This window comes from Arthrobacter sp. YC-RL1, from assembly GCF_001454985.1.
Lineage (GTDB): Bacteria > Actinomycetota > Actinomycetes > Actinomycetales > Micrococcaceae > Glutamicibacter > Glutamicibacter soli.
The window spans coordinates 424,720-447,659 of sequence record NZ_CP013297.1 but is presented as its reverse complement, the minus strand read 5'-3'; the positions used below and the strand labels follow the sequence as shown (position 1 = coordinate 447,659).

Below are 22,940 nucleotides of genomic sequence, written 5' to 3'. Positions count from 1 at the left end.
GCGGCCACTCCCGCGCGAATATGTCGTAGGGTCTGTCTGGCGCAACTGAGCAGGCCACCGGGAACCGGGTACTCGACGTCACGGCAACGCACCCGACTCACATTCCGAACATTCGCTGAGGGCGAGTTCTCTATTTAGCTTTGACCCAAGCGGTAATAATCCAACTTATAAGATTGAAGTTGGGCATTTCGTTCGTTGGTATCGCTTGGCAGTTGCGCTATTCATCGAAGAATGGAAACTAGTGTCTAATGAGCCAACGCCGCGGCTTCAGGCGCTTTGTCCTGCCCATTTCCTGGCTGCTGACCGGTTCGGTGATCGCCGTCAGTCTTGTCAGCCTCGCCTTCACCGGCAGCAGTTCGGCCAACGACGATCAGCTGGATCCCACTGGTGAAGTGCCGGCGGAAACCGTCACGGTCGGCAAGGCCACGGTGGAGAACACCCTGGCCATTACCGGGACCATCAAGCTCGATGAAGCCCAAACGCTCAACGCCCCGGTGGACGGCGTCGTGAAATGGGCCTTCGTCAAGCCCGGCGACAACGTGAGCAAGGGCGCCCGGATCTTCCAGATCCGCGCCGAAATCCAGCCCGAGGCCACGGACACCGCCAGGTCCGCTGACAACGGCTCGAAGTCCGCGGACGAACAACACCAGACGCCGGCCAAAGCCGTGGTGACGTACCACGACGTGCGCGCCACAGCCACGGGCAAGGTCGGCAAACTCGCCATCGCGCTCGAGGACGAGGTCACCAAGGGCACAGCCCTGGGCAAGATGCAGCCGGAGAACTTCTAGGCAGTCGGCACCATCAACCCGTTGGACCGCTACCGGCTCACGGAACGCACCCAGAGCGCCGAGATCTCCATCGAGGGAGGTACCGAACCATTCGATTGCAAGAACCTGTCCGTAGTGGACTCCGCCTAGGAAACCCTTGAGGCGGCGCCGGGCTCCGAGCTGGAATCCGACTCCACGATCCAGGGCATCGAGCCGGGCATGGGCTCCTTGGACGACGGAGGGCAGCCCGGCGGTGGGTCGGGCAGCGAAATCTCCTGCGACGTCCCCGAGCATGGGGTGGTCTTCGAACGTCTGTCCATGTGCATGGACATCGATGCCGGATCGGCCGAGAACGTGCTGATAGTGCCGGCCACCGCGGTGGCCGGCAGGCTCGGGGTGCTGATCTCCATGGCAATCGTCAGCAACCCGAGGCTGATCAATTCGGTGCTGGCCACCGGCCTGGACGAAATGCCGGGCTTCCTGGTCAGTGCCCCCTGCTGGGCATGGGGGTTTCCGTTGCGGTAGGCGCGCTGACAGGTGTGATGCCGGCACGCGTGCGGATAGTGGACGCGATCCGCGTCTGATCCGTCCAGAGCTTGCGGGACCGGCGGGCATTGAGACTATTCCTCGGTGCCCGCCGCCTGCAATTAACATCCCATATGAGTGCGATATGACCGTGATAGCGATATAGGCATCACCGGCAGGAGCCGAATCATGGCAAAGTCAATTACATGGCACTTGATAAACCCGAGCGAACAAATATGTCGGCGGACCCCGCCCCCGCCCCGGCACGCGATGATGCGCAGCCGAAACCTTCCGTCATGACACGGATCGGCGGCTTCCTTCCCGGTATCATTCTGTGCCTGGCAATGGGCGGCGTGTCGCTTGCCGCGGCCCGGCTGGTGCCGGGCATGAGCGCGCTGCTGATCGCGATCCTGCTCGGCGCACTGTGGCGCAACCTGGCGCCCGTGCCGGCGGTCTTCGGCCCCGGCGTCACCTTCTCCGGGAAAAAGCTGCTGCGTACCGGCATCGTGCTGCTGGGGTTCCAGCTCTCGCTGGGCGCCATCCTGGCCCTCGGCCCGGGCGTGCTGGTCATCGTGGTCCTTTGTGTGGGCGTCACCTTCCTGGCTACCGTATGGATCGGCGGACGCATGGGCATTGAGCTACCCCAACGTCTGCTGATCGCCGCCGGATTCTCCATCTGCGGCGCGGCCGCCGTGGCCGGCGCCGAGGGCGCCACCCGGGCCAAGCAGGACCAGGTGGCCACCGCCATCGGCCTAGTGGTGCTCTTCGGTACCCTGATGATCCCGCTGACCCCTGCGCTGGGCGTGCTGCTGGGCCTGAGCGAGACGAACATCGGCGTGCTCATCGGCGCCTCCACCCACGAGGTGGCCCAGGTGGTCGCCGCCGGCGGCGCCGTGGGCGCCACCGCACTGAGCGTGGCAGTCACGGTGAAGCTGGCCCGCGTGGTCATGCTCGCCCCGATCATGGCCGGGCTGTCCCTCTACATGAGTCGCAAGCACAACGTCGAGGGCGGCAAGAAGCCGCCGCTGGTCCCGCTGTTCGTGGCGCTGTTCCTGGTCGCCATGCTGATCCGCACCACCGGCATCCTGCCCGCGTCGTTCCTGTCGCTGGCTTCCACCGCGCAGACCATCCTGCTGGCTGCCGCCATGTTCGCGCTGGGCCTGGGAGTGCACCTGAAGTCGATCGTGAAGTCCGGCGGACGCGCACTGGTGCTGGCACTGCTGTCCACCCTGGTCATCCTGGTCATCGCCGTGGTCGGCGCGCTGCTCTACAGCCCGATCCAGTAGGCCAGCTGCCTCACGACGAGGACGAATCCGCGAATTCCGGCGGCCAGCAGATCTCATCACGCTCCAGCAGCAGCTCTTCGCCCGGCTGAGTGGTCTGTTCCGGCGACCATTCGCAGCCGAGCTCCGCCTGGGTGCGCGTCCAGAACTCATTGTGCACCCGGCGCCAATATTCAAGCGAGAGATCCCCTTCGCCTTCGGCGGCGGCGAACTCGGCGGGCACGTCGAAGAAGCTGGAGCGCTGCACAGAAACCACGCGCTGGATGATCCGCGGTTCGCCCGAACCGTCGCACACTATCCAGCGGTCCCCCGCCTTGGGTTCGGGTTCGCCATGCTGCTTATATTCCTTGGCCAGCGAGGAGGTGGCACGCTTGGTTCCGTACATGACCTCATGCAGTAGCTCGTCGGCCAGCTCGGCGCTGTCGCCGTAGCATTCGACCACATAGCCCGGCGCGTCCTCGGGCGCGATGGAGCGGGCGGACAGGTACGCGAGCCACATTTTCTCTGCGGCTTCTAGGTTCAGCTCGGGCAGTTCGCTCATGTGGCCATCGTACTGGTCGTCCAGCTCGAACTCCCTGTAGAAGTCGGGGTTGGACGGCATCAGGAACCGGATCGCCTGGCCGCCGTGCACATGGGGCATGTTCACCCGCAGGACGGCTTCGCCGACACAGAAAATCGACATTCCGCTGAGGCTGTATTTCGTCATCCGGCAATCCTTCGTCGGGTCCGGCCAGATGACCTCCGCAGGCTTGAATCGCAGCTTCACGTCGTATTTCTGCGCCGGCTCCCCGGGAATGCTCACGAAGTCATGGGCTGGCCCGCAAGTCCCTCGGCCCGCTGCATCAAGATCTGCACCGGCTGCGCATACAAATCCTCGTCTGACTCGTCCGGAGGTATCGGAGCCGGATGTGGTTCCGGGTGCATGCACTGAAGGCTGCTTGACGAAATACGTCGGGACATCCATCGTCGCGACCTCTCTGGACGACAAGCTGTCCGGCGCGAGTTTCCGTAGCCTGTTGAATGCAGGAGGGTTGTCCTTTTGATGCTTCAGGGGGCATGAATGCCTATCTCAGAGCTGGCCAGCGGTCTTCCTGCGATGTGACTTCGCCCGGTTCCCCAGAATCCACGGGAGGCAGAGGCCAATGAGGAGAGCGATCTCGACGGGCATGCCGGCGTAGTACATGATCTGTGCGCCCGTCTGGGCGTCGGTTACTTGCAGGCCTGCAGGAGGCATCGCGTAGAGGCTTTTGGCCAAGATGTTATGGGCAGCAATGGCCATGACCATCACAGCCGCGCGTTCTCCGGGGCTTCGCCGGTGTGGCGCGGGATCCGGCCCGCCGAGAATTGCATAGGAGAACAGATAACCCGCCAACAGCACGTGCAACTGGATGAAGGCACCCACCAGCAGGTTGTGGTGCATCAGTACGAACAGCGGCGATCTATAGATCAACCAGAGTCCGCCGACATTCAAGATCGCCGCCACGAAGGGGTTCGCCACGAAACCAGCCGCTTTGCCGGAAAGAAGCCGTCCAAGCCGTCGGGCGGTGGCATGCGGCAACGCCCGCAGGGTCAGCGTGACCGGCGCTGCAAGCACCAGCATCAAGGGGGCCAACATTCCCAGTAACACGTGGACGACCATGTGCACGGGGAAATCATGGTGCGCAAGCTGGGCCAGAGGACCATACACGGAAACCAACACCAGCAGGCAACCGGCAAACCAGGATACCGTACGGTGCGCTGGCCAAGTGCTCCCCTGTTCCCGAAGCTTTTTATGCGCCAGCCCGTAGAGCACCATGGCCGACATAACTGCCGCCACCCAGATGAGCTGCGCGGGATCCGTGGCCCACGTTTGATCCACGGCCTTAGTCACGATTCGTGCCTGCGCTGCATTCGACTCGTCATGGCCCAGAGGGCAATCCCGGCTGCGAGCATCACGGCGGCGACCACGTTCCACACCACATCATAGGGAAGCAGCGGAACTCCATACCTGATCTGGTGCAGGCCCAGCAGCTTATGCTGGACCAAGCCGTCATACAGCTGGAAGAATCCCGCTCCGGTGAGCATGCCGGCGGCAAATGTCAGCTTGGCGAACTTGGCATCGCGGACCAGCCCCACCATCAGCAGCAAGCCCGCGACGGTCGCAAACCAACTGAACGCGTGAAACAGCCCGTCGGACACCAGGCCCATGGAACTGCTGGACCTGTCGTAAAAGTGGTGCCAGTGCAAGAGCTGGTGGAAGACCACTTCGTCCAGGAACGCTACGCTTCCGAGCCCCAGGAACACTCCGGCGGACAGGTTTCGGCCACGCGCTGTGACGGGAAGATCCATCGGCGCTCACTCCCGGGGGGTGCCGGTATCCGGCTTCGAGCCGTCGGAGGCCTCGTCCAGGTCTTCCTCGCGTTCCAGCTCTGCAGCGATCCGCAGCTGCTTGCCCTCGCGGATGTCCTTCTCCTCCTTGGACAGCTGCTTCTCGCTGGCCTTGATGTCCCGCGGAGGAAGCTGGATTGAGCTCTCTGCGGCAATCCCGGACTGAAGCTGCCGGGCGCGCTCCACTTCCGAATCGAACACGACGCCGAAGAGCAACGACAGATTGCCGATCCAGATCCACAACAGGAGCACGATTACGCCGCCAATGGCGCCGTAGGTTTTGTTGTAGTTCGAGAAGTTGGCGACGTAGAAGAAGAATCCAAGGGTGGCAATGGCCAGGATCAGCAGTGCAATAGCCGATCCGAGGCTGATCCAGCGGAATTTTGGTTGCCGCACGTTCGGCGTGCCGTAGTAGAGCAAGGCGATCATGAGCACCGCCGCCAGCACAATCACCGGCCATTTGGCGATATTCCAGACCATGATCGTGGTTTCCCCGAGCCCGACGACATCTCCGATGGTCTGGGCCACTGGTCCCGAGACGACGAGCAAGATGATCAGCAACGCCGCGCACAGGAGCAAGACCAAGGTCACCAGCAGCATGATCGGCTTCAGCTTGTACGCCGGGCGGCCCTCTTGCACGTCGTAGATCTGGTTGATGGAACGGCCAAATGCCCCCACATAGCCCGAGGCGCTCCACAGCGCACCGATCAAACCGACGGCAAAAGCCAGTCCTGCCGACGGCGCCGCGGACAGTTGCTCAATCGGTTGCCGGAGCGTCTCAACCACTTGGTCGCTGGCAAACCGATCGAGAATATCGATCATGGTCTTGGTGGTGGTTTCGGCTTGACCCACCAATCCCAGCAGCGAGACCAAAGCCAGCAGGCCGGGGAAGATGGAGAGCATCGCGAAGTAGGTCAGTGAGGCGGCCAGGTCCGTGCACTTGTTGCGGGAGAACTCGCTCAGCGAACGCTTGAAAATGTACTTCCACGAATTGCCGTGAAGCTGGACCGGCGAATCCGGTTTCGAGTCGTCCTCCGGTTCAGGGGCATTCTTGTACTTGCGCCGCGTATCCGTGGCCGTTCCTTCATCCACGTCCGGGCGACCTTCAAACGGGTGACCAGATGCCCCGGTTGACTTGACCATTTCCAAACCTCCGCGAGATCTTCGACTGCTCGTGTCCTTTTGCCGACATTGAAGCAGGATCCGGTGAAGCGCATCAATGGCATTGCCGAAATACTCAGGAAGAGTGGCGCGCGGCTAGGGTTGCGGCGTGGCTGCCAGTTCCGCTCCGTAACCGGATCTGGACATGTCCACTTCCAGTGAGCCGAAGTCATCAGCATCTGCCGTGTCGCTGTCGGCAGTGCGGTACGCGCGGTAGCGCAGCACCGCAGGCGACTGGAAGGCCAGTTTCTCGGCAATGATCTCGGGCTTGGACTTGTCCCCCGGGGCGTCGAAGACCTTGCGCGCAAACTGGTAGGGAACCCAGCGGGCGCCCAAGTCATCCTCGCCGTGCAGCGAGGCCTCGTAGGCTTCCTCCCAGCGCTGGGTGATGCGTTGCTGCGAGACCTCGAACGGCACGCGCACCTCCACGATCTCGACACGGTAGCCTGCCTCGTCCAGCTCGGCCATCAGCTGCTTCGCTCCATCCGCCGAGTGCAGCACCTTGTCCACCACGATATTCACTCCCTCGGCAATGCACTGGCTGCGCAACTGGGTGGAGAGCTGGGAGGATTCCTCATGCACCAAGGTCGCCAGCTCCAACGGGAAGAACTCTTCCCCCGCCGTCTCACGCCGCTTGACCTCATCGGGCTTGATCGTCGCTTCATAGCTGCCGTCAGCCTGCGCTTGGCGCAGCAGAAGCTCCTTGAATTCATCGGCGTCCAGCACCAGATAATCCTCCAGATGCTCGCCGAGCAGCTCCTTGAGCAAGGTGCTCTTCCCCGCCCCCGGAGCGCCAGCCAGGATGACAGCACGCCGCTCCTGTTTGGCCCTGGGCCATTTGCGGCGATAGTCGGATTTCAGCCGTTCGTGCAGCTTGCGGCGCTCCGGCTTGGGCTTCATGGTGTCGCCCCCGTCTTGGTAGAACCATTCGGGATTGGACACCGTGATGTTCTCCGAGTCCTGCGCCAGCGCCTCGCCCGGCCGCGACATGCGATCCACGGTGCGTCGGTGGTGTTCAATCTCCTCTTTTGCCGCCATGTGCCGTTCCTTCCTTTTCCTCCACCGTAGCGGGGCGGATTTCCGGGTGCGAGAACGCGGCCCGGAATTCCAGCCGGTTTCCAGCAAAAACACCCCAGGATGCCGCCGGCCACCGGCGGCATCCTGGGGTGTTGCGACTCTCTGCGGTTCTAGGCTTCGCCGCGGCGGATCAGCTTCCCGCGGGGGGTCGCGAAGTCCACGTCGTTGCCGGCGATGATCGAGCGGCGCACCACGCCGGCCAGGGTCTTGCCGTGGTACGGCGAGATCGGGTTCTTGTGGTGCAGCTTCTCCACGTCCACCACGAAGGCGTCCTCCGGGGCGAACAGCGCGAAGTCCGCATCATTGCCCAGGGCGATGGAGCCCTTGTGCTTCAGGCCCGCCAGCTCGGCAGGCTTCACCGCCATCCACTGCACAACCTGTTCCAGGGCGATGCCACGCTTCTGCGCTTCGGTCCAGATGAGCGGCAGGCCCAGCTGCAGCGAGGCGACGCCGCCCCAGGCCACGCCGAAGTCGCCGTTCTCCACGTCCTTCAGGTCGATGGTCGAGGGCGAATGGTCCGAGACGATGCAGTCGATGATGCCTTCTTCCAGGCCCTTCCACAGCAGCTCACGATTGGAGGCCTCGCGGATCGGCGGGCAGCACTTGTAGGCGGTGGCGCCGTTCGGGATCTCCTCGGCCAGCAGCGTCAGGTAGTGCGGGCAGGTTTCCACAGTGATCTTCACGCCGTCCGACTTCGCGGTCTTGATCATCGCCAGCGCATCCGAGCTGGACAGGTGCAGCACGTGGGCGCGTACCCCGGTCCAGCGGGCGCGCTCGATCACCTGGGCGATCGCCACGTTCTCCGCGCCGCGCGGACGCGACTTCAGGAAACGGTCGTACTGGTCGCCCTGGGCTTCCGGGGCGTGGTCGATGGCGCTGGAGTCCTCGGCGTGCACGATCATCAGCGAGTCGAAAGACTTCAGGACCTCCATGTCCTCTTCCATCTCGTCCACGGTCAGCGACGGAAACTCGTCGACGCCCGAGTGCAGCAGGAAGCACTTGAAGCCGAAGACGCCGGCGTCGTGCAGCTCGCGGAGGTTCTCCTTGTTGCCGGGGATCGCCCCGCCCCAGAAGCCGATGTTCACGTAGGCCTTCGGCTGCGCCGCGGCCTTCTTGATCTCCAGCGCTTCCAGATTCACCGTCGGCGGGATGGTGTTCAGCGGCATGTCGATGATGGTGGTGACACCGCCCGCGGCGGCGGCCTTGGTGGCGGACTCGAAGCCCTCCCACTCGGTGCGGCCCGGCTCGTTCACGTGCACGTGGGTATCGACCAGGCCCGGGAGCAGCACCTCATCGGCTCCAACGTCGATCACGCGTTCGCCCTGCAGGTTGTTGCCCAGGGGTTCGATCGCGACGATCTTGCCGTCGCGCACGCCGATTTCCCGCGCGGAAATCCCCGCGGTGGTCAAGATGCGTTCTCCGCGCAGCACCAGATCGTACTGGGCCTGTGCGGATGAACGTGCGTCGTGTTCAACAGCTTCGTTGATGCTCATGAGGCGTTCCTACTCGTTTGAAATCTGTACTTCGTGATTCAGGCTCTAAACGAGTCTAATTGGTTGTGGCGCGGGACACACCCTTTTGGTGAACCGGTGTCCCGCGCCAAACTTCGTGGTGACTAGGCAGTGACGACTGGCCTTCAGGCATCCACGGTGACACTGCCGCCCAGCGGCACCAACGCGGTTGGCGCATCGCCAGGCTCCAATGCCAGGTCCTCGAATTCATTGACGGCATCCAGCTGCGCGCCCATCGCGATGTTGGTGACCTTTTCCAGGATCACTTCCACCACCACCGGCACCTGGTGCTCGTCGGCCAGGTCCTTGGCCTGGGCGAAGCCCTCGGCCAGCTTGGCAGGGTCCTGAACGCGCACTGCCTTGCAGCCCAGGCCCTCGGCGACTTTGACGTGGTCCACGCCGTAGCCGTTGGTCTCGGGGGAATTGATGTTGTCGAAGCCCAGCGAGACGTGGTAGTCCATCTCGAACGGTCGCTGCGACTGGCGGATCAGGCCCAGGTAGGAGTTGTTCACGACCACGTGCACGTACGGCAGCTTGAACTGCGCGCCCACGGCGAGCTCCTCGATCATGAACTGGAAGTCGTAGTCTCCGGAAAGGGCGACCACGCGCTCGCCCGGCTTGCCGCGCACGACGCCCAGGGCGGCCGGTCCGGTCCAGCCCAGCGGGCCGGCCTGTCCGGCGTTGATCCACTTGCGCGGACCATAGACGTGCAGCATCTGCGCGCCGGCGATCTGGCTCAGGCCGATGGTGGACACATAGGTGGTGTCCTGGCCGAAGGCCGCGTTCATCTCCTGGTACACGCGCTGCGGCTTGATCGGGATGTTCTCGAAGTTGGTCTTGCGGTGGCCGGTGCCCTTGCGGGCGGTGGCCGCATCGGCCCACTGCGAGTAGTCCGGGAGCGATCCGGCGGCCTTGCGCTCGCGCACGACCTCCAGGATCGCGTCGATCGCCGCGCCGGCGTCCGAAGCGATGCCCAGGTCCGGGGAGAACACGCGTCCGATCTGGGTGGACTCGATGTCCACATGGATGAACTTGCGCCCCGCGCGGTAGGTGTCCAGCGCTCCGGTGTGCCGGTTGGCCCAGCGGTTGCCCAGGCCCAGCACCACGTCGGACTCCAGGAAAGTGGCGTTGCCGTACTTGGTGTGGGTCTGGATGCCGACCATGCCCGACTGCAGGCGGTGGTCATCCGGGATGGCGCCCCAGCCCATCAGGGTCGGGGACACCGGGATGTTCAGCTCTTCGGCCAGCTCGACCAGCTTCCCGGACGCATTGGCGTTGATCACGCCGCCGCCGGCGATGATGATCGGCTTGGTGCCGCTGGTCAGCAGGTCGACGATCTTCTCCGCCTGGCCGCGGGTGGCCTTGGGCTTCTCAACCGGCAGCGGCTCGTAGGCGTCGATGTCGAAGTCGATTTCCGCCAGCTGCACGTTGATCGGCAGGTCCAGCAGTACCGGGCCGGGGCGCGAGGAGCGCATGACTTGGAAGGCCTTGGCGAAGGTCCCCGGAACCAGGCCCGGCTCCAGGATGGTGGAGGCGTACTTGGTGACCGGCTTGGCAATGGACTCGATATCCACTGCCTGGAAGTCTTCCTTGTGCAGCACGCTGGTCGGCGCCTGTCCGGTGATGCACAGCATAGGGATGGAGTCGGCGATCGCGGCGTACAGGCCGGTGATCATGTCGGTGCCGGCAGGGCCGGAGGTGCCCAGGCACAAACCGATCTTGCCGGTGGCCCGCGAGTAGCCGTCAGCCGCGTGGCTGGCGCCCTCGACGTGGCGGTGCAGGGTGTGGCGGATGCCGCCATGCTGCTTCATCGCCGAGTACAGCGGGTTGATGGCTGCGCCTGGCAGGCCGAAGGCCTCGGTAGCGCCTTCCTTTTCCAGAATCAGCACAATGGCGTCTACAGCGCGCATTTTTGCCATGGGTTTCACTTCCTAGGAATTTTCGGGTGCCCGGTGCCGGCGGAACTGAGCGGGAACGCCGGCGGCGGGTCTTGGAGAGAGGGAGAGGTAGTGTCCTGCGGCGGACACCCGGGCGCATGAGTCACCATGACTTCGCGCCCTTGAGCATCGGAATCCGGCACTGAACTGGAACAGAGCTCAGTGCGCGCCGCTGATGTTTTCTCGTGCGGTGCCGTGTCATCACCGGCAGCAAGTCAGCAGCATCTGTGGGATCGGCGCGCGGCCGGATATCCGAGGGATTGAAGGTGCCCGGCGAGTCCGCCGCAGGAAGTTTTTCGGTCGGCTAGGCGCCGACGGTTTCCTCGACCTTGCCCGACAGGCGCTGTACGCCGCGGAAGAGGCCCGAGTGGTCCAGCGCACCGTCGCCGCTGGCCACGGTGGAGGTCACCAGCTGGGCGACGAGTGCGCCGAGCGGAAGCACCACGCCGGCCTCGCGGGCGGCGGAGGTGACGATGCCCATGTCCTTGTTGTGCAGGGCCAGGCGGAAACCCGGGGCGAATTCGCGGTCCAGGATCTTCTGGGCCTTCTGGTCGAGCACAGCCGAGCCGGCCAGGCCGCCGCCGAGGACCTTGATGGCCGCGTCGGTATCCACGCCGTAGGCCTCGAGGAAGACCACTGCCTCGCTCAGCGCCTGGATGTTAGCGGCGACGATCAGCTGGTTGGCGGCCTTCACGGTCTGGCCGGAGCCCGACGGGCCGACCAGCACGATGGTCTTGCCCACCGCGTCCAGCACCGCCGCGGCGGCATCGAAGTCAGCCTGCTCGCCGCCGACCATGATGGACAGCACGCCGCCGATCGCGCCGGCTTCGCCACCGGAGACCGGGGCATCCAGCGGACGCAGACCCGCGGCGCGGGCGTCTGCGGCCAGGCTGGCCGAGACGTCAGGGCGGATCGAGGAGGTGTCGATCCACAGTGCGCCGGCCTTCGCGTTGGCGAAGACGCCGTCCTTGCCGGAGACAACGGCTTCCACGTCCGGGGAGTCCGGCACCATGGTGATCACCACGTCAGCGTCCTCCACGGCCTCGGCGACGGATCCGGCGCCCTTGCCGCCGGCGGCGACCAGGGCGTCGATGGCCCCCTGGCTGCGGTTGAAGCCGGTGACGGTGAAGCCGGCGTTGACCAGGTTCTTCGCCATTGGCAGGCCCATGATTCCCAGGCCGATGAATGCTACGTTCTGCGACATGTTTCTACTCCAAAAAATTTGCGGTGGTGCGATGGGTGCTTAGTCGCTGGCGGAAGCGGTCTTCAGCCAGTCGAAGGCGGTGGCGGCGTCCTGCTTGTATTCCAGGGAGACCTTGCCCGCGTAGCCCAGCTCGCGGGAGCGGCTGATCCAGTCCAGCAGCGGCAGGTTGCCGGTGCCCGGAGCTCCGCGGCCCGGGGCGTCGGCGATCTGGATGTGGCCGAAGTCCTTGGCGTGCGCCTCGATGACGGCTGCCACGTCGTCGCCGTTGACCGCCAGGTGGTAGAAGTCGGCCAGCAGGGCTATGTTCTGGCCGCCTGCCGCCTTGACCGCGTCCACCACAGCGAGTGCGTCCGTGGCGGTCTTCAGCGGGTAGGCCTCGGTGCCGGAGACCGGCTCGATCAGCACGGTGCCGCCGATCTTGGCGACTCCCGAGGTGGCGGCGAGCAGGTTCTTCACTGCCAGCTCGTCCTGCTCCGCCGCGGTGAAGCCGTCCAGGCGGTTGCCGTACAGGGCGTTGAAGGAGGTGCAGCCGGTGGCTTCGCCGATGGCGGCGACCACTTCCACATTGTCCTTGAACTCGCCGCAGCGTCCCTTCCAGGAGACCAGGCCGCGGTCGCCGGCAGGCATGTCGCCGGCGAAGAAGTTCAGTCCGTCCAGCTGCACGCCGGCGTTCTTGATGGAAGCAACGAATTCGTCGACCTGCTTATCGGTCGGCACGGCCTCTGCGAAGGGCCACCAGAACTCGACGCTGTCGAAGCCGGCAGCCTTGGCTGCGTCGGCGCGCTCCAGGACTGGGAGTTCGGTGAGCAGGATCGAGCAGTTCAGAGTGTACGACACTGGTTTTTCCCTTCGAGACCGTGCCCCAAGATTCCGCTTTATGGAATTTGGGTTTTGCTTTATGAAAACTGTAGGGCGAGATCCGCGTCACTGTCAAGCGCTACCCGGAACCCCGCGAAACATCGCGGGCAGCCGGCGCTAAATAAGTCTCCGTGCACCTCCGAACCGCCCGGGCCGACGCGCGAAAAAACTGATTTTTTTCCACGAGGCGAACAAATTTCTCCGAGATTTTTCCAAATTTGGCCCGCAGCACGAGGGGGCCGATGGCACCCCTCAGCCCGACCTGATGAATTTCTTGCATCAGGGCGCCGCGCCCCCGCGCCCCACTAGTGCGAAACGAAATATTTCACCCGCGTCCAGTTATCTCGCATTGCGGAATCTGTATTTTTTATTGCGGTAATGTGACCCATCACATACAGTTAATTCACCAAGCACGATTGGCACATATCTCGGAGTCAGATTCAATACTCAGGAGCAGCCATGCAGAATCACTTCAGCACGGAGCACAGCATGAACCCGGTCGGCGAAACTTCGCTTCCGGTCCTGCCGTTCTCCGGCACGCCGGCAGAGTTCTATTCGAACTTCGGCATGCCGATCTACCCGTAGCGCCCCTCCCGCCGCCGTCGAACCCACGCGTTCAGACCCGCCGCGCACGCCTACCAGTAGATCCCGCCGCCCCGCCATCATCCAGGCACTTCCCGCCTTCCGGCCGCGGCCCCTGTTAAAGGATGTCCATCATGGCGCAGAATACGCCTCAAGCTTCGCCTGCCCTTGCGGCAGAAACCGGGCACAACCGGTCGGGAATCGATCCCGCCAACCCCTATGAGCTCAGCCCCTCGCTCTACAACCAGGATCTCGCCCCGACCACCCGGTCCGGACGCACCTGGAGCGCCTACAGCATCTTCACCCTGTGGGCCAACGACGTTCACTCGCTGGGCAACTACGCCTTCGCCATCGGGCTCTTCGCCCTGGGCATGAGCGGCTGGCAGATCCTGGGCGCGCTGGGCATCGGCGCGGTCCTGCTCTTCGCGCTGCTGACCCTCTCGGGGTTCATGGGCGAGAAGACCGGCGTCCCGTTCCCGGTCATGAGCCGCATCGCCTTCGGCATCAACGGCGCCCAGATCCCTGCGCTGCTGCGCGGGGCTGTTGCCATCGCCTGGTTCGGCATCCAGACCTTTCTGGCCTCCCAGGTGCTGTCCGTCATGGTCATCGCCCTGGCGCCCGGCGCCGCAGGCCTGACCGAGACCAGCTTCCTCGGCCTGAACACGCTGGGCTGGATCTGCTTCGTGGCCCTGTGGGGCATCCAGCTGGTCATCGTCAGCTACGGCATGGAGATGATCCGCAAGTACGAGGCATTCGCCGGCCCGATCATCCTTGTCACCTTCCTGGCGCTGGCGATCTGGATGCTCTTCGAATCCGGATTCAACGTCTCCATGCACACCAGCACCCCCAAGTCCGGGCTGGACATGTGGGTCGGCATGTTCGGCGCCGCCGCCCTGTGGGTCTCCATCTACGGCACCTTCGTGCTGAACTTCTGCGACTTCACCCGCGGCGCGGTCTCCAAGAAGGCAATCGTGCGCGGCAACTTCTTCGGCATCCCGCTGAACATGCTGTTCTTCGGCGCCATCGTCGTGGTTCTGACCGGCACGCAGTTCTCCATCAACGGGGACATCATCAGCTCGCCGTCCGACGTGGTCGAGGCGATCCCGAACACCTTCCTGCTGCTGCTGGCCTCCGGCGCGCTGCTGGTGCTGACCATCGCGGTGAATCTGATGGCGAACTTCGTCGCCCCGACCTACGCGCTGACCAACCTGTTCCCCAAGCACCTGGACTTCCGGAAGGCGGCGCTGATCTCCGGCGCGATCGGCCTGGCCATCCTGCCGTGGAACCTGTACAACTCACCCGAGATCATCAACTACTTCCTGGGCGGCCTGGGCGCGCTGCTCGGCCCACTGTTCGGCATCATCATGGCGGACTACTGGCTGGTGCGCCGTGCGCGCATCAACGTCATGGACCTGTACCGCTCCGAGCCGGACGGCACCTACTACTTCACCCGCGGCTTCAACTTCCGCGCGATTGCCGCCCTGGCCATCAGCTCCGTGATCGCGTTGCTGCTCGCGTTCGTCCCGGCCCTGCACGTTCTCGGCGCCTTCGCCTGGTTCCTGGGATCGGGCGCCGGCGCGCTGACCTACCTGGCCTTGGCCAAGCGCCACCAGAACCTCGTCGACCTGGACGGCGAAGCCATCGCCGTCACCCCGAAGCACTAGGAGCCGACCATGCGCATTCTTGTACTGAACGTGAACACCACCGCATCCATGACCCACGCCATCGGCGACTCCGCCCGCCAGGTCGCCTCCCCCGGCACCGAAATCGTGGAGCTGACCCCTGACTTTGGCGCCGACAGCTGCGAGGGCAACTTCGAAAGCTACCTGGCCGCGCTGGCCGTCATGGACAAGGTCGCGAACTACACCGAGCCCTTCGACGCGGTCATCCAGGCCGGCTACGGCGAGCACGGGCGCGAGGGCCTGCAGGAGCTGCTGGACGTTCCGGTGGTGGACATCACGGAGGCCGCCGCGTCCACCGCCCAATTCCTGGGCCACAAGTACTCTGTGGTCACCACCCTGGACCGCGCGGTGCCGCTGATCGAGGACCGGCTGAAGCTGGCCGGGCTCACCGACCGGCTGGCCTCGGTGCGCGCCAGCGGGCTGGGGGTGCTGGAGCTGGAATCCGACCCGCAGCGCGCGGTGGAAGCCATCGTCGAGCAATCCCGCGCCGCCGTGGAGCAGGACAAGGCCGAGGTCATCTGCCTGGGCTGCGGCGGCATGGCCGAGCTGGAGGAGCAGGTCGCTGCGGCCACGGGCGTGCCGATCGTCGACGGAGTCCGCGCCGCGGTCACCATCGCCGAATCACTTGTCCGCATGGGGCTGAGCACCTCCAAGGTACGCACCTACGCCCCGCCGCGTCCCAAGCAGATCACCGGCTGGCCCATCACCCGTCAGCCGGCCGACGCCGGGACGCGCGCCTAGCAAACAGGGAGTCCCAGCCTAGTTGCCGCACAGAATCCCGTCCTAGACTCGTAAGTACCTCATGAAGGTGCGAGTGATGACATGGAGATCCCCGCTGCTGATGCAGCGGGGATCTCTTCACGTCAGCACTAACAGATAAAAGAAATCAACGCGCAATTGTCACGATGTGCGGGTTTCCAAGTCCAACCTAACCCCACCGGGCAATCCCTCCAATCGGAGCGATCCGCGAATTGAACGGTAGATATGGCCAATTATGTGTGCAGCTAGAAGTTTGCTGGATATCAATTCCTACATTCCGCGGGGATTGCGCCCATCACTGTCTTCTCGGGCCGCCCAGTAGAGCGAAAAGGCGTCGACGTTGGCTGTATCATCGCCTGACCGAACCAGCACAGGTCTCCCGGTCTTGAAGTGCCGCTCCATCTCAGCTACCAATGAGCAGTGCAGATCGAGGACCCTTCGAATGCATACTACGAACTTCCCAAGGCACGGGACTAGCTATCCGAGCTAGTCACGAACTTGGATATCAGGACCAAGGCCGAGTTCTGCCAGCTGGCCTTCGTTGAATAGCGGAGCGCAAGAAGTCACGTCATGGCCGCGGCTTCATGAGCTGTTCATTTGCACCGGCGAAAACAAGGCTCGAATGATTGATGGAACGATCAGGTCCGCCATTCGTGTCATGGTTCTTCTCAAGCCGGTCCGAGAGACCCGAATGGCGGCCTCAAGACGACTGGCAGCTCCATTGCAAACTTCAGAATGCAGCGATGCCCTACCTCTGTCTCGATCTCTTACAGGAGTGATGCAGTGCTGGCGTGGATTCATTCATGGTAGATGACGTCCTCGGCGAAGCACCAGATGCCAAAGAACTCATCCTTGTCGTCTGTCGTAAGGACATAAACCAATCCCTGGGCCCGTTTGGTCGCTCTTGCTTCCAAACATACATTGGCTCCCAATATCGGCAGAGTTGCTGAAACTTGCTTAAAAGGTGAGTAGTAGACCGTTTTAGCGTTCCTGTTTGGATTGAAGCGCAACACATCGTAGGTGGCTCCACGGTAGCTGAACTTACGCCCCGAGAGGTCTCCGGTAGGCGGTGGTTTCTTTGGTTCGCTCACTTGTGGAACTCTAGACCTGAAAGTAGTTAATCGGCTGCACCGCGGAGGTAACGCACAGGTACATCTCGGAGAGGCACGAGGATTTGTAGTCTTCAATACCCTGTTAGGCTCGAGTAGCTGCTGACGTTACGCCGCAAGTACTGAAGAATCATCCGATTTCATCTTCACTGACAGGAATATCGCATGGGCAACAGCCCTGAAGCAGCATTAGGCATCGCCTTACTCACCTCCCTCGTTCGCCAAGACCGAGAAGCATTCCTGATCATCGCTTCCGAGCTCGAAGGCGGTAACGCTCAAGCCGTCGCTATCCTTGCACGACTCGGAGAAGCGATGGTCGGAATGATGGCTGAGCTGCTCCAAACCAGCGATGAGGAAGCCCTCACTCGCATAGCAGCATCCCTCGCACTCAACGCTGAATAGAATCCGAAGAACCAGAAGATCGCCCATGGGCTGGCATGAGAAGAGAAGCAAGCGATAGCACCTTCTGTGGATGTGTAATCCGGTCAGTGGCTGACCGCTTCGGTCCGGTACATTTCCCAAGGAAGAATGAAGACTACGGAACTGTCGCTGGGATCAGCGTAGGTCCGCGTAGACTTTGAACTACAGGCTCGGTCTGGTAGCACACCTCCACGACATAGCGAGCACTTTCAAACAAGGACATTATTTGCCTCGTAGTTCTCTGCTGGTATCTCCAGCTCCCACCGTGAAACCCGGTGATCCTCAAAGCTTTTTCCACGTCAAGAAACTGGTCGGCGATGCCGGGCTGATCCGGCGCCGGCCCGGGCATTACCTGGGCATCGGCATCGTGCTTGCCGCGTTGCTGGCGGGCACCGTGGCAGGCATGCTGCTGCTGGGCGAGAGCTGGTTCCAGCTGCTCATGGCCGCCGCGCTTGGCCTCTTGCTCACCCAGTTCGCCTTCCTGGCCCACGAAGCGGCGCACCGCCAGATCCTGGCTTCCGGCAAAACCAACGACAAGCTCGGCCGCTTCCTGGCCAACTTCGTGGTCGGCATCAGCTACCAGCGGTGGATGAACAAGCACAGCAAACACCATGCAACTCCGAACACCATCGGCAAGGACCCGGACATCGAATGGGACACTATCTCGTTCCAGCCGGCCGACGCGAAGCGCCAGCGCGGCCTGCTCAAGTGGATCACCCAGCGCCAAGGCTACCTGTTCTTCCCGCTGCTGACCTTGGAAGGGCTGAACCTGCATCTGCAGTCGATCAAGTACCTGTTCGTCGGCCGGCGGGTGAAGCACCGCCGCCGCGAACTGATCTCGATCGGCCTGCGCATTGCCCTGTACCTGGGCGCCGTCTTCTTCCTCTTGCCGATGGGCATGGCCTTCGCCTTCCTCGGCGTGCAGCTGGCTGTCTTCGGCATCTACATGGGCGCCTCGTTCGCGCCCAACCACAAGGGCATGCCGCTGGTGCCCGCGGACGCCCGCATCGACTTCTTCTCGCGCCAGGTGCTCACGGGACGCAACGTGTTGGCTCGCTCCAGCTTCGGCAACAGCGTGCTTTCGCACGTCTACGGCGGGTTGAACTACCAGGTGGAGCACCACTTGTTCCCCTCGATGCCGCGCGCCAATCTGGCAGGGGTTTCAAGGATCGTGCGCAGCTACTGCGCCGAGCACCGGATCCCCTACACCGTGGCCAGCGTCCGCGAGTCCTACGCCCAGGTCATCTCTTACTTGAACAAGGTCGGGCTTTCGGGCCGCGACCCGTTCGAGTGCCCCATGATTTCCGGGTACCGGCTCTCGTAAACAGCATTCGTTCAGCAGGTGAAACGCTGAAGATGGCTCCAGGCATGCTCACCGAATCCGCCTAACCGCCGACCTGAATGAGTCAACCGTGCTAAGCATGGTAGGCTCACTCGTGGATGCTATGCCGCTAAGCAAAAGTTGTATCGCCTCTTTTTTGGATTTTTAATAAGCGCCTCCTCGGAAGAAACTTCCATATGAGCGAGTCGCGTCTCTTGAAATATTCGTCCCGACTTCTTATGTCGGGCATTCGGTTGGACACCTGGTTTCTATAGGACCTATCCGACCGCTCACACATGCATCTGGATCGAAGTTTCTGTATACCCGGACTCAGAATTCGATGTTCTGGTCGAAGAGCCCACTTGGGCTCGATGAAAAATCATTTGATGCATCCCAGACTTACTGCGTGCTGCCCAGGCGGCACATGCTTAAACCCCGGTCTCACCGCTGGCAAAGATTTAGGAATACACATGGCTACTGGCACTGTTAAATGGTTCAACTCGGAAAAGGGCTTTGGCTTTATCGCTCCTTCAGACGGATCCGCCGACGTTTTCGCACACTACAGTGCGATCCAGAGCTTCGGCTTCAAAAACCTTGAAGAAGGCCAAGCCGTTGAATACAAGCTTGAAGCTGGCCCTAAGGGTCCTCAGGCTACCGAGATTCAGACGCGCTAAACGCATCTAGCAATTACCAAATGAGTCTGGGTGGGCATAAAGCCCACCCAGACTCGTTTTTATTAAGGTGTCTCGTCGCTCATCATGAAAATTCGAGAAGCACAGCAGCGGACGGAGGGTTTTCCTGCGGCTTCGCGAGGAGGCCTAGGAGTTTATCAGCTCTACCTGGCTGCAAGGGCGCTAGCTCCAGGCTTCCTCCATCGGCGTCTGCCCGTCGAAGAAGTTCGCCGTCTGGCGAATGAGCAGGCCCTTGCCGATCACCAGCGCGATCGCCTCGGCGACGTTCTCGCGCGAGGTATCGGCCGAGGCCGGGTCGCTGCCATCGATCTTGCCCGACGCGTCGGCGACATCGACCTTGCCCGTCGCCGGACCCAAGGTCAGCGTTCCGGGGCCGAGAATCGTGTAGTCCAAATCCGAGTCGCGCAACGCTTGGTCCGCATCGTGCTTGGCGCGGGCATAAGGGTAGAAGGAATGCGCAGGGTCGAGGTTGTCGACATCGACCAGGGCGCGCGAGTAGGACACCATGACAAATCGCTTTACGCCGCTTTGCTGGGCCGCGCGGATCGCCCGCGTTGCAGCTTCGAAGTCCACGGCGTTGGTGCGCCGGGGGTTGCCTCCGCCAGCGCCTGCCGAAAAGACGATGGCCTGCGCACCGTTGAACACCTCGGCCAGCTCGTCCATCCCCGCACGTTCGATGTCGAGCACCACGGGGTTGGCCGATGCGGCCTCGACATCCGAGGCATGTTCCGGGTTCCGGATCAGCGCGTCCACCGCGAACCCCTTGGCCTTCAATTTGGGGGCGGCCAGCAATGCGATCTTGCCGTGGCCGCCAATGATGACTACTCGTGGTGATTCGGTCATAAACCTTCCTTCCTGCTTGGTCTCCACTTCGCATAACCTCGCGATTCGGCCCACTATTCCATGGACCTGGTGGTGCGCGGCGCACCTCGGGCCGAACTCCCGGCTCCTGTACGGACTGCATCTGGGCAATCCTCATGAACGGTTGCTGCCTCCGCGCCCGGCTGATTCAATGGCCGTAACCACCAAGGAGGTTCCCATGGCACGCACATTCAAGGTCGGCGACCACGTTTCGTGGAATTCCGAGGCAGGACGCGTCTCGGGCCGCATCGTCAAGGTCCACCACCGGGACTTCGACTACAAGGGGCACACCCACCGGGCGTCCTCGGAGGATCCGCAATACGAGATCAAGAGCGACAAGACCGATCACATCGCGGCGCACAAGGGCCAGGCGCTTCGGCTGCTCGACGACTAGATCATGGCCGAACCAACGATCCTGACCATCGGCCATTCGACACGCAGCATCGAGCAGTTCATCGAACTGCTGCGCGCCAACGAGGTGCAGACCGTCATCGACGTGCGCAAGCTTCGCGGTTCGAACAGATACCCGCAGTTCAACGCCGACGCCCTGGGCGCCTCGCTGGCGGAATACGGCATCGGGCTGCGCGCCGATCCGGCCTTGGAGGGACGGCGCCCGGTGAGCACAACGGTGCCGTTCGAGACCAATGCCTGGTGGGAGAACCGCAGCTTCCACAACTACGCGGATCATGCGCTGGGACGGGAATTCGACGCCGCCACGCGGGATCTGGTGGCGCAGGCAGGCTCCGAGCGCATGGCGCTGATGTGCTCCGAGGCCGTATGGTGGCGCTGCCACCGGCGCATCATCGCCGACCACCTGATGGCCCGCGGTGCCAGGGTGCTGCATATCGTCGAGTCGGCTACGGAAGCCGAACTCAGCCCGGGCGCGGTGATCGGCCCGGAATGCCAGGTGACCTACCCTAGGCGGTGACCAGTTCTCCCCACTCGTCGGCCAGCATCGCGTAGACCACGCCGTCCATCCACTCGCCGCTGCGGTGCAGCCCGTTGCGGCGGTTGTAGGACTCGCGGCGCATGCCGACCCGTTCCATGAGTTTCCAAGACGGGTCGTTGGCCGCGAAGCTCTCCGCGACAACGCGGCGCAGCCCCAGCGCGCCGAAGCTCAGCTCCAGCACCGCCCGGACGGCCTCGGTGGCGTAGCCCTTGCCTCCGTAGGCAGGGTCGAAGCTCCAGCCGATCTCCGCTTCGACGTGGCGGGTCTGGTCAAGGATTTCGCTCTGTCCCCAGGCATCATGCACCTTGAGCATGACCGTGCCGATCAACACCTTGCTGCCGTCGTCCTCGGTGACCTCGACTGCCACATCGCGCTCGATGCGGCCCTCCTCGTGGAAATACACGCGGTACTCCTCGAGGGTTCCGGGAGCGGAGGTGATCCATCGGGTCACTTCCGGAAGCTGGCGATACCGCCAGGTGGCCTCCAGATCCTCGGATTCGAGCCTGCGCAGGGTCAGGCGTTCGGTGGCTACGGGCCAGGCGACTTTATTCAGAGAATCTTCCATACCAAGAAGCTTATTCCATGGCGTTTCAGCCGGCCTGAGCCAGAATTCGGCCCATTGGTCGCCACGGCAAGTCACAAATAGCTAACTTTTTTCGGTTGCAATTATCAACCATGAATCTTAGGTGCGTCTATTAATGCCCGGAAAACCGGGGTTTTCGCCCGAAATTAGCCAATGCAGGCCTATTTTATGTGTCCCACACAACAGGACAACGGCTTAACGTATTTCCTGCAGCTAAGGCTAAGCTAATACTTAGATCACTTGTTCCAGCAACCTTTACGGTTGCTTCGACACGAAGGAAACCATGGCCTCCATGAAGCTTCGCGCAGCAGCCTTGCTGAGCATCGCAGCCCTGTCCCTGACCGCCTGCGGCTCGACCACCTCGGCCGCTTCCGGCGACACCGACGCCGTAGCCAAGACCGTGACCATCACGGACAACGAGGGCGAGAAGAACATCGCCACCCCGCCGGCCTCCGTCGTCGCCACCGACAACCGCACCTTCGAGACCCTCTCCGACTGGGGCGTGGAGCTGAAGGCTGGCGCCGTTGCGCTGATGCCGGACACCATCGCCTACACCAAGGACGAGAAGATCGTCGACCTGGGCAGCCACCGCGAGCCGAACCTGGAAGCAGTCGTCGAGGTCCAGCCCGACCTGATTATCAACGGCCAGCGCTTCACCCAGCACGCCGACAAGCTCAAGGAACTGGCCCCGAAGGCCACCTTGGTGAACCTCGACCCACGCGACGGCGAGCCGCTGGACGCCGAGCTGGAGCGCCAGACCACCGTGCTGGGCGAGATCTTCGGCAAGCAGGACGAAGCGGCCAAGCTGGTCGCGGACCTCCAGGCCGCCGAGAAACGCGTCACCGACGCCTACAACCCTGAAGACACCGTCATGGGCCTGATCACCTCCGGCGGCGAGTTCGGCTACTCCGCGCCGGGCACCGGCCGCACCGTCGGCCCGCTGTTCGACGTGCTGGGCCTGACCCCGGCGCTGAAGCTGGACGAAGCTTCCACCGACCACGAAGGCGACGACGTCTCGGTCGAGGCCATCGCAAAGTCCAACCCGGACTGGATCATCCTGATGGACCGCGACGCAGCCGTGGAGGCCGACGCCGAGGGCTACAAGCCGGCCAAGGAACTGCTGGAGAACTCCGAGGCGCTGAAGAACGTCACCGCCGCCAAGGAAGGCAACGTCGTCGTCATGCCGGCGGACACCTACACCAACGAAGGCATCCAGACCTACACCGAGTTCCTCAACGAATTCGCCGACGCCCTGGAAGCGGCGAAGTAATCCAACCGCGCATCACAGCGTA

Annotated in this window: 24 protein-coding genes; 12 read left to right on the top strand and 12 right to left on the bottom strand. The window is 62.9% G+C overall.

Annotated elements, in window-relative coordinates; all coding sequences use genetic code 11:
* The first annotated feature begins 248 nt into the window (after nt 1–248).
* From ATC04_RS02045 to ATC04_RS02035, 3 genes are all read left to right on the top strand, one after another.
* Entirely contained in the window at nt 249–788 is a 540-nt protein-coding gene (locus ATC04_RS02045; protein WP_047120342.1) for a hypothetical protein, read from the top strand.
* Nucleotides 789–986: 198 nt separating this feature from the next.
* Nucleotides 987–1,292 carry a hypothetical protein gene (locus ATC04_RS02040; protein ID WP_047120343.1) on the top strand — a complete coding sequence of 102 codons (306 nt, stop codon included), beginning with the start codon at nt 987–989 and terminating at the stop codon, nt 1,290–1,292.
* Between the two features lie 296 nt (nt 1,293–1,588).
* The gene (locus ATC04_RS02035; RefSeq protein ID WP_047120971.1) at nt 1,589–2,578 is read left to right on the top strand and encodes a putative sulfate exporter family transporter; all 990 of its coding nucleotides are present in this window, start codon (nt 1,589–1,591) and stop codon (nt 2,576–2,578) included.
* A gap of 10 nt (nt 2,579–2,588) precedes the next feature.
* On the opposite strand, the gene ATC04_RS02030 is transcribed toward ATC04_RS02035, so the two are convergent.
* The 9 genes from ATC04_RS02030 to ATC04_RS01990 all read right to left on the bottom strand — a co-directional run bounded on the left by ATC04_RS02030 (nt 2,589) and on the right by ATC04_RS01990 (nt 12,669).
* On the bottom strand, nt 2,589–3,341 hold the full coding sequence (locus ATC04_RS02030) for an ASCH domain-containing protein (RefSeq protein ID WP_231735881.1): 753 nt from the start codon (nt 3,339–3,341) through the stop codon (nt 2,589–2,591).
* A gap of 303 nt (nt 3,342–3,644) precedes the next feature.
* On the bottom strand, nt 3,645–4,445 hold the full coding sequence (locus tag ATC04_RS02025) for a cytochrome c oxidase assembly protein (RefSeq protein WP_047120344.1): 801 nt from the start codon (nt 4,443–4,445) through the stop codon (nt 3,645–3,647).
* The gene (locus tag ATC04_RS02020; protein ID WP_047120345.1) at nt 4,442–4,903 is read right to left on the bottom strand and encodes a DUF2243 domain-containing protein; all 462 of its coding nucleotides are present in this window, start codon (nt 4,901–4,903) and stop codon (nt 4,442–4,444) included. The genes ATC04_RS02025 and ATC04_RS02020 overlap by 4 nt, the downstream gene beginning before the upstream one ends.
* Nucleotides 4,904–4,909: 6 nt before the next feature.
* Nucleotides 4,910–6,034: a YihY/virulence factor BrkB family protein gene (locus ATC04_RS02015; RefSeq protein ID WP_047120346.1), complete on the bottom strand. Its 1,125-nt coding sequence runs from the start codon at nt 6,032–6,034 to the stop codon at nt 4,910–4,912.
* Between the two features lie 165 nt (nt 6,035–6,199).
* Nucleotides 6,200–7,141 carry a zeta toxin family protein gene (locus ATC04_RS02010; protein WP_052772535.1) on the bottom strand — a complete coding sequence of 314 codons (942 nt, stop codon included), beginning with the start codon at nt 7,139–7,141 and terminating at the stop codon, nt 6,200–6,202.
* Between the two features lie 149 nt (nt 7,142–7,290).
* The gene (gene allB, locus ATC04_RS02005) at nt 7,291–8,673 is read right to left on the bottom strand and encodes an allantoinase AllB (RefSeq protein ID WP_047120347.1); all 1,383 of its coding nucleotides are present in this window, start codon (nt 8,671–8,673) and stop codon (nt 7,291–7,293) included.
* Nucleotides 8,674–8,816: 143 nt separating this feature from the next.
* Entirely contained in the window at nt 8,817–10,610 is a 1,794-nt protein-coding gene (gcl, locus tag ATC04_RS02000) for a glyoxylate carboligase (protein ID WP_047120348.1), read from the bottom strand.
* Between the two features lie 322 nt (nt 10,611–10,932).
* The gene (locus ATC04_RS01995; protein WP_047120349.1) at nt 10,933–11,832 is read right to left on the bottom strand and encodes a 2-hydroxy-3-oxopropionate reductase; all 900 of its coding nucleotides are present in this window, start codon (nt 11,830–11,832) and stop codon (nt 10,933–10,935) included.
* 39 nt (nt 11,833–11,871) lie between these two features.
* Nucleotides 11,872–12,669 carry a TIM barrel protein gene (locus ATC04_RS01990; protein WP_047120350.1) on the bottom strand — a complete coding sequence of 266 codons (798 nt, stop codon included), beginning with the start codon at nt 12,667–12,669 and terminating at the stop codon, nt 11,872–11,874.
* Between the two features lie 480 nt (nt 12,670–13,149).
* Between ATC04_RS01990 and ATC04_RS20000 the strand changes: the two genes are divergently transcribed.
* From ATC04_RS20000 to ATC04_RS01980, 3 genes are all read left to right on the top strand, one after another.
* Nucleotides 13,150–13,275 carry a hypothetical protein gene (locus ATC04_RS20000; protein WP_272926293.1) on the top strand — a complete coding sequence of 42 codons (126 nt, stop codon included), beginning with the start codon at nt 13,150–13,152 and terminating at the stop codon, nt 13,273–13,275.
* 131 nt (nt 13,276–13,406) lie between these two features.
* Nucleotides 13,407–14,936: an NCS1 family nucleobase:cation symporter-1 gene (locus ATC04_RS01985; RefSeq protein ID WP_113607219.1), complete on the top strand. Its 1,530-nt coding sequence runs from the start codon at nt 13,407–13,409 to the stop codon at nt 14,934–14,936.
* 9 nt (nt 14,937–14,945) lie between these two features.
* On the top strand, nt 14,946–15,695 hold the full coding sequence (locus tag ATC04_RS01980) for an aspartate/glutamate racemase family protein (protein ID WP_047120352.1): 750 nt from the start codon (nt 14,946–14,948) through the stop codon (nt 15,693–15,695).
* An 815-nt stretch (nt 15,696–16,510) separates the two neighbouring features.
* On the opposite strand, the gene ATC04_RS19155 is transcribed toward ATC04_RS01980, so the two are convergent.
* Nucleotides 16,511–16,804, bottom strand: coding sequence for a hypothetical protein (locus ATC04_RS19155; protein ID WP_152666908.1), 294 nt, complete (start codon nt 16,802–16,804; stop codon nt 16,511–16,513).
* 183 nt (nt 16,805–16,987) lie between these two features.
* Here ATC04_RS19155 and ATC04_RS01975 point away from each other — a divergent pair, with 183 nt between their 5' ends.
* The 3 genes from ATC04_RS01975 (at nt 16,988) to ATC04_RS01965 (ending at nt 19,237) form a co-directional block, all read left to right on the top strand.
* Nucleotides 16,988–17,224 carry a hypothetical protein gene (locus ATC04_RS01975; RefSeq protein WP_047120353.1) on the top strand — a complete coding sequence of 79 codons (237 nt, stop codon included), beginning with the start codon at nt 16,988–16,990 and terminating at the stop codon, nt 17,222–17,224.
* A 283-nt stretch (nt 17,225–17,507) separates the two neighbouring features.
* Nucleotides 17,508–18,566, top strand: a complete 1,059-nt coding sequence (locus ATC04_RS01970; RefSeq protein ID WP_231735880.1) for an acyl-CoA desaturase — start codon at nt 17,508–17,510, stop codon at nt 18,564–18,566.
* A 467-nt stretch (nt 18,567–19,033) separates the two neighbouring features.
* Nucleotides 19,034–19,237, top strand: a complete 204-nt coding sequence (locus ATC04_RS01965) for a cold-shock protein (RefSeq protein ID WP_047120355.1) — start codon at nt 19,034–19,036, stop codon at nt 19,235–19,237.
* A gap of 180 nt (nt 19,238–19,417) precedes the next feature.
* Here ATC04_RS01965 and ATC04_RS01960 read toward each other — a convergent pair whose 3' ends face one another.
* Entirely contained in the window at nt 19,418–20,098 is a 681-nt protein-coding gene (locus ATC04_RS01960; protein WP_047120356.1) for an SDR family oxidoreductase, read from the bottom strand.
* A 196-nt stretch (nt 20,099–20,294) separates the two neighbouring features.
* On the opposite strand from ATC04_RS01960, the gene ATC04_RS01955 reads away from it, so the two are divergent.
* Nucleotides 20,295–20,510, top strand: a complete 216-nt coding sequence (locus ATC04_RS01955) for a DUF2945 domain-containing protein (RefSeq protein WP_047120975.1) — start codon at nt 20,295–20,297, stop codon at nt 20,508–20,510.
* Nucleotides 20,511–20,513: 3 nt separating this feature from the next.
* Complete coding sequence (locus ATC04_RS01950; RefSeq protein ID WP_047120357.1) at nt 20,514–21,044, top strand: DUF488 domain-containing protein; 531 nt, start codon at nt 20,514–20,516, stop codon at nt 21,042–21,044.
* On the opposite strand, the gene ATC04_RS01945 is transcribed toward ATC04_RS01950, so the two are convergent.
* The gene (locus ATC04_RS01945) at nt 21,034–21,630 is read right to left on the bottom strand and encodes a GNAT family N-acetyltransferase (protein ID WP_047120358.1); all 597 of its coding nucleotides are present in this window, start codon (nt 21,628–21,630) and stop codon (nt 21,034–21,036) included. The genes ATC04_RS01950 and ATC04_RS01945 overlap by 11 nt on opposite strands.
* A gap of 301 nt (nt 21,631–21,931) precedes the next feature.
* Here ATC04_RS01945 and ATC04_RS01940 point away from each other — a divergent pair, with 301 nt between their 5' ends.
* On the top strand, nt 21,932–22,918 hold the full coding sequence (locus tag ATC04_RS01940) for an ABC transporter substrate-binding protein (protein WP_152666909.1): 987 nt from the start codon (nt 21,932–21,934) through the stop codon (nt 22,916–22,918).
* Nucleotides 22,919–22,940: the final 22 nt, after the last annotated feature.

Bases quoted from the DNA above. Each gene is read 5' to 3' on its own strand.
- ATC04_RS20000 (WP_272926293.1), top strand. From the start codon at position 13,150: ATGCAGAATCACTTCAGCACGGAGCACAGCATGAACCCGGTCGGCGAA.
- ATC04_RS02045 (WP_047120342.1), top strand. From the start codon at position 249: ATGAGCCAACGCCGCGGCTTCAGGCGCTTTGTCCTGCCCATTTCCTGG.
- ATC04_RS02040 (WP_047120343.1), top strand. From the start codon at position 987: ATGGGCTCCTTGGACGACGGAGGGCAGCCCGGCGGTGGGTCGGGCAGC.
- ATC04_RS01945 (WP_047120358.1), bottom strand. From the start codon at position 21,630: ATGGAAGATTCTCTGAATAAAGTCGCCTGGCCCGTAGCCACCGAACGC.
- ATC04_RS01950 (WP_047120357.1), top strand. From the start codon at position 20,514: ATGGCCGAACCAACGATCCTGACCATCGGCCATTCGACACGCAGCATC.
- allB (WP_047120347.1), bottom strand. From the start codon at position 8,673: ATGAGCATCAACGAAGCTGTTGAACACGACGCACGTTCATCCGCACAG.
- ATC04_RS01980 (WP_047120352.1), top strand. From the start codon at position 14,946: ATGCGCATTCTTGTACTGAACGTGAACACCACCGCATCCATGACCCAC.
- ATC04_RS02010 (WP_052772535.1), bottom strand. From the start codon at position 7,141: ATGGCGGCAAAAGAGGAGATTGAACACCACCGACGCACCGTGGATCGC.
- ATC04_RS01995 (WP_047120349.1), bottom strand. From the start codon at position 11,832: ATGTCGCAGAACGTAGCATTCATCGGCCTGGGAATCATGGGCCTGCCA.
- gcl (WP_047120348.1), bottom strand. From the start codon at position 10,610: ATGGCAAAAATGCGCGCTGTAGACGCCATTGTGCTGATTCTGGAAAAG.
- ATC04_RS01940 (WP_152666909.1), top strand. From the start codon at position 21,932: ATGGCCTCCATGAAGCTTCGCGCAGCAGCCTTGCTGAGCATCGCAGCC.
- ATC04_RS01960 (WP_047120356.1), bottom strand. From the start codon at position 20,098: ATGACCGAATCACCACGAGTAGTCATCATTGGCGGCCACGGCAAGATC.
- ATC04_RS01975 (WP_047120353.1), top strand. From the start codon at position 16,988: ATGGGCAACAGCCCTGAAGCAGCATTAGGCATCGCCTTACTCACCTCC.
- ATC04_RS02020 (WP_047120345.1), bottom strand. From the start codon at position 4,903: ATGGATCTTCCCGTCACAGCGCGTGGCCGAAACCTGTCCGCCGGAGTG.
- ATC04_RS02035 (WP_047120971.1), top strand. From the start codon at position 1,589: ATGACACGGATCGGCGGCTTCCTTCCCGGTATCATTCTGTGCCTGGCA.
- ATC04_RS01985 (WP_113607219.1), top strand. From the start codon at position 13,407: ATGGCGCAGAATACGCCTCAAGCTTCGCCTGCCCTTGCGGCAGAAACC.
- ATC04_RS01955 (WP_047120975.1), top strand. From the start codon at position 20,295: ATGGCACGCACATTCAAGGTCGGCGACCACGTTTCGTGGAATTCCGAG.
- ATC04_RS01965 (WP_047120355.1), top strand. From the start codon at position 19,034: ATGGCTACTGGCACTGTTAAATGGTTCAACTCGGAAAAGGGCTTTGGC.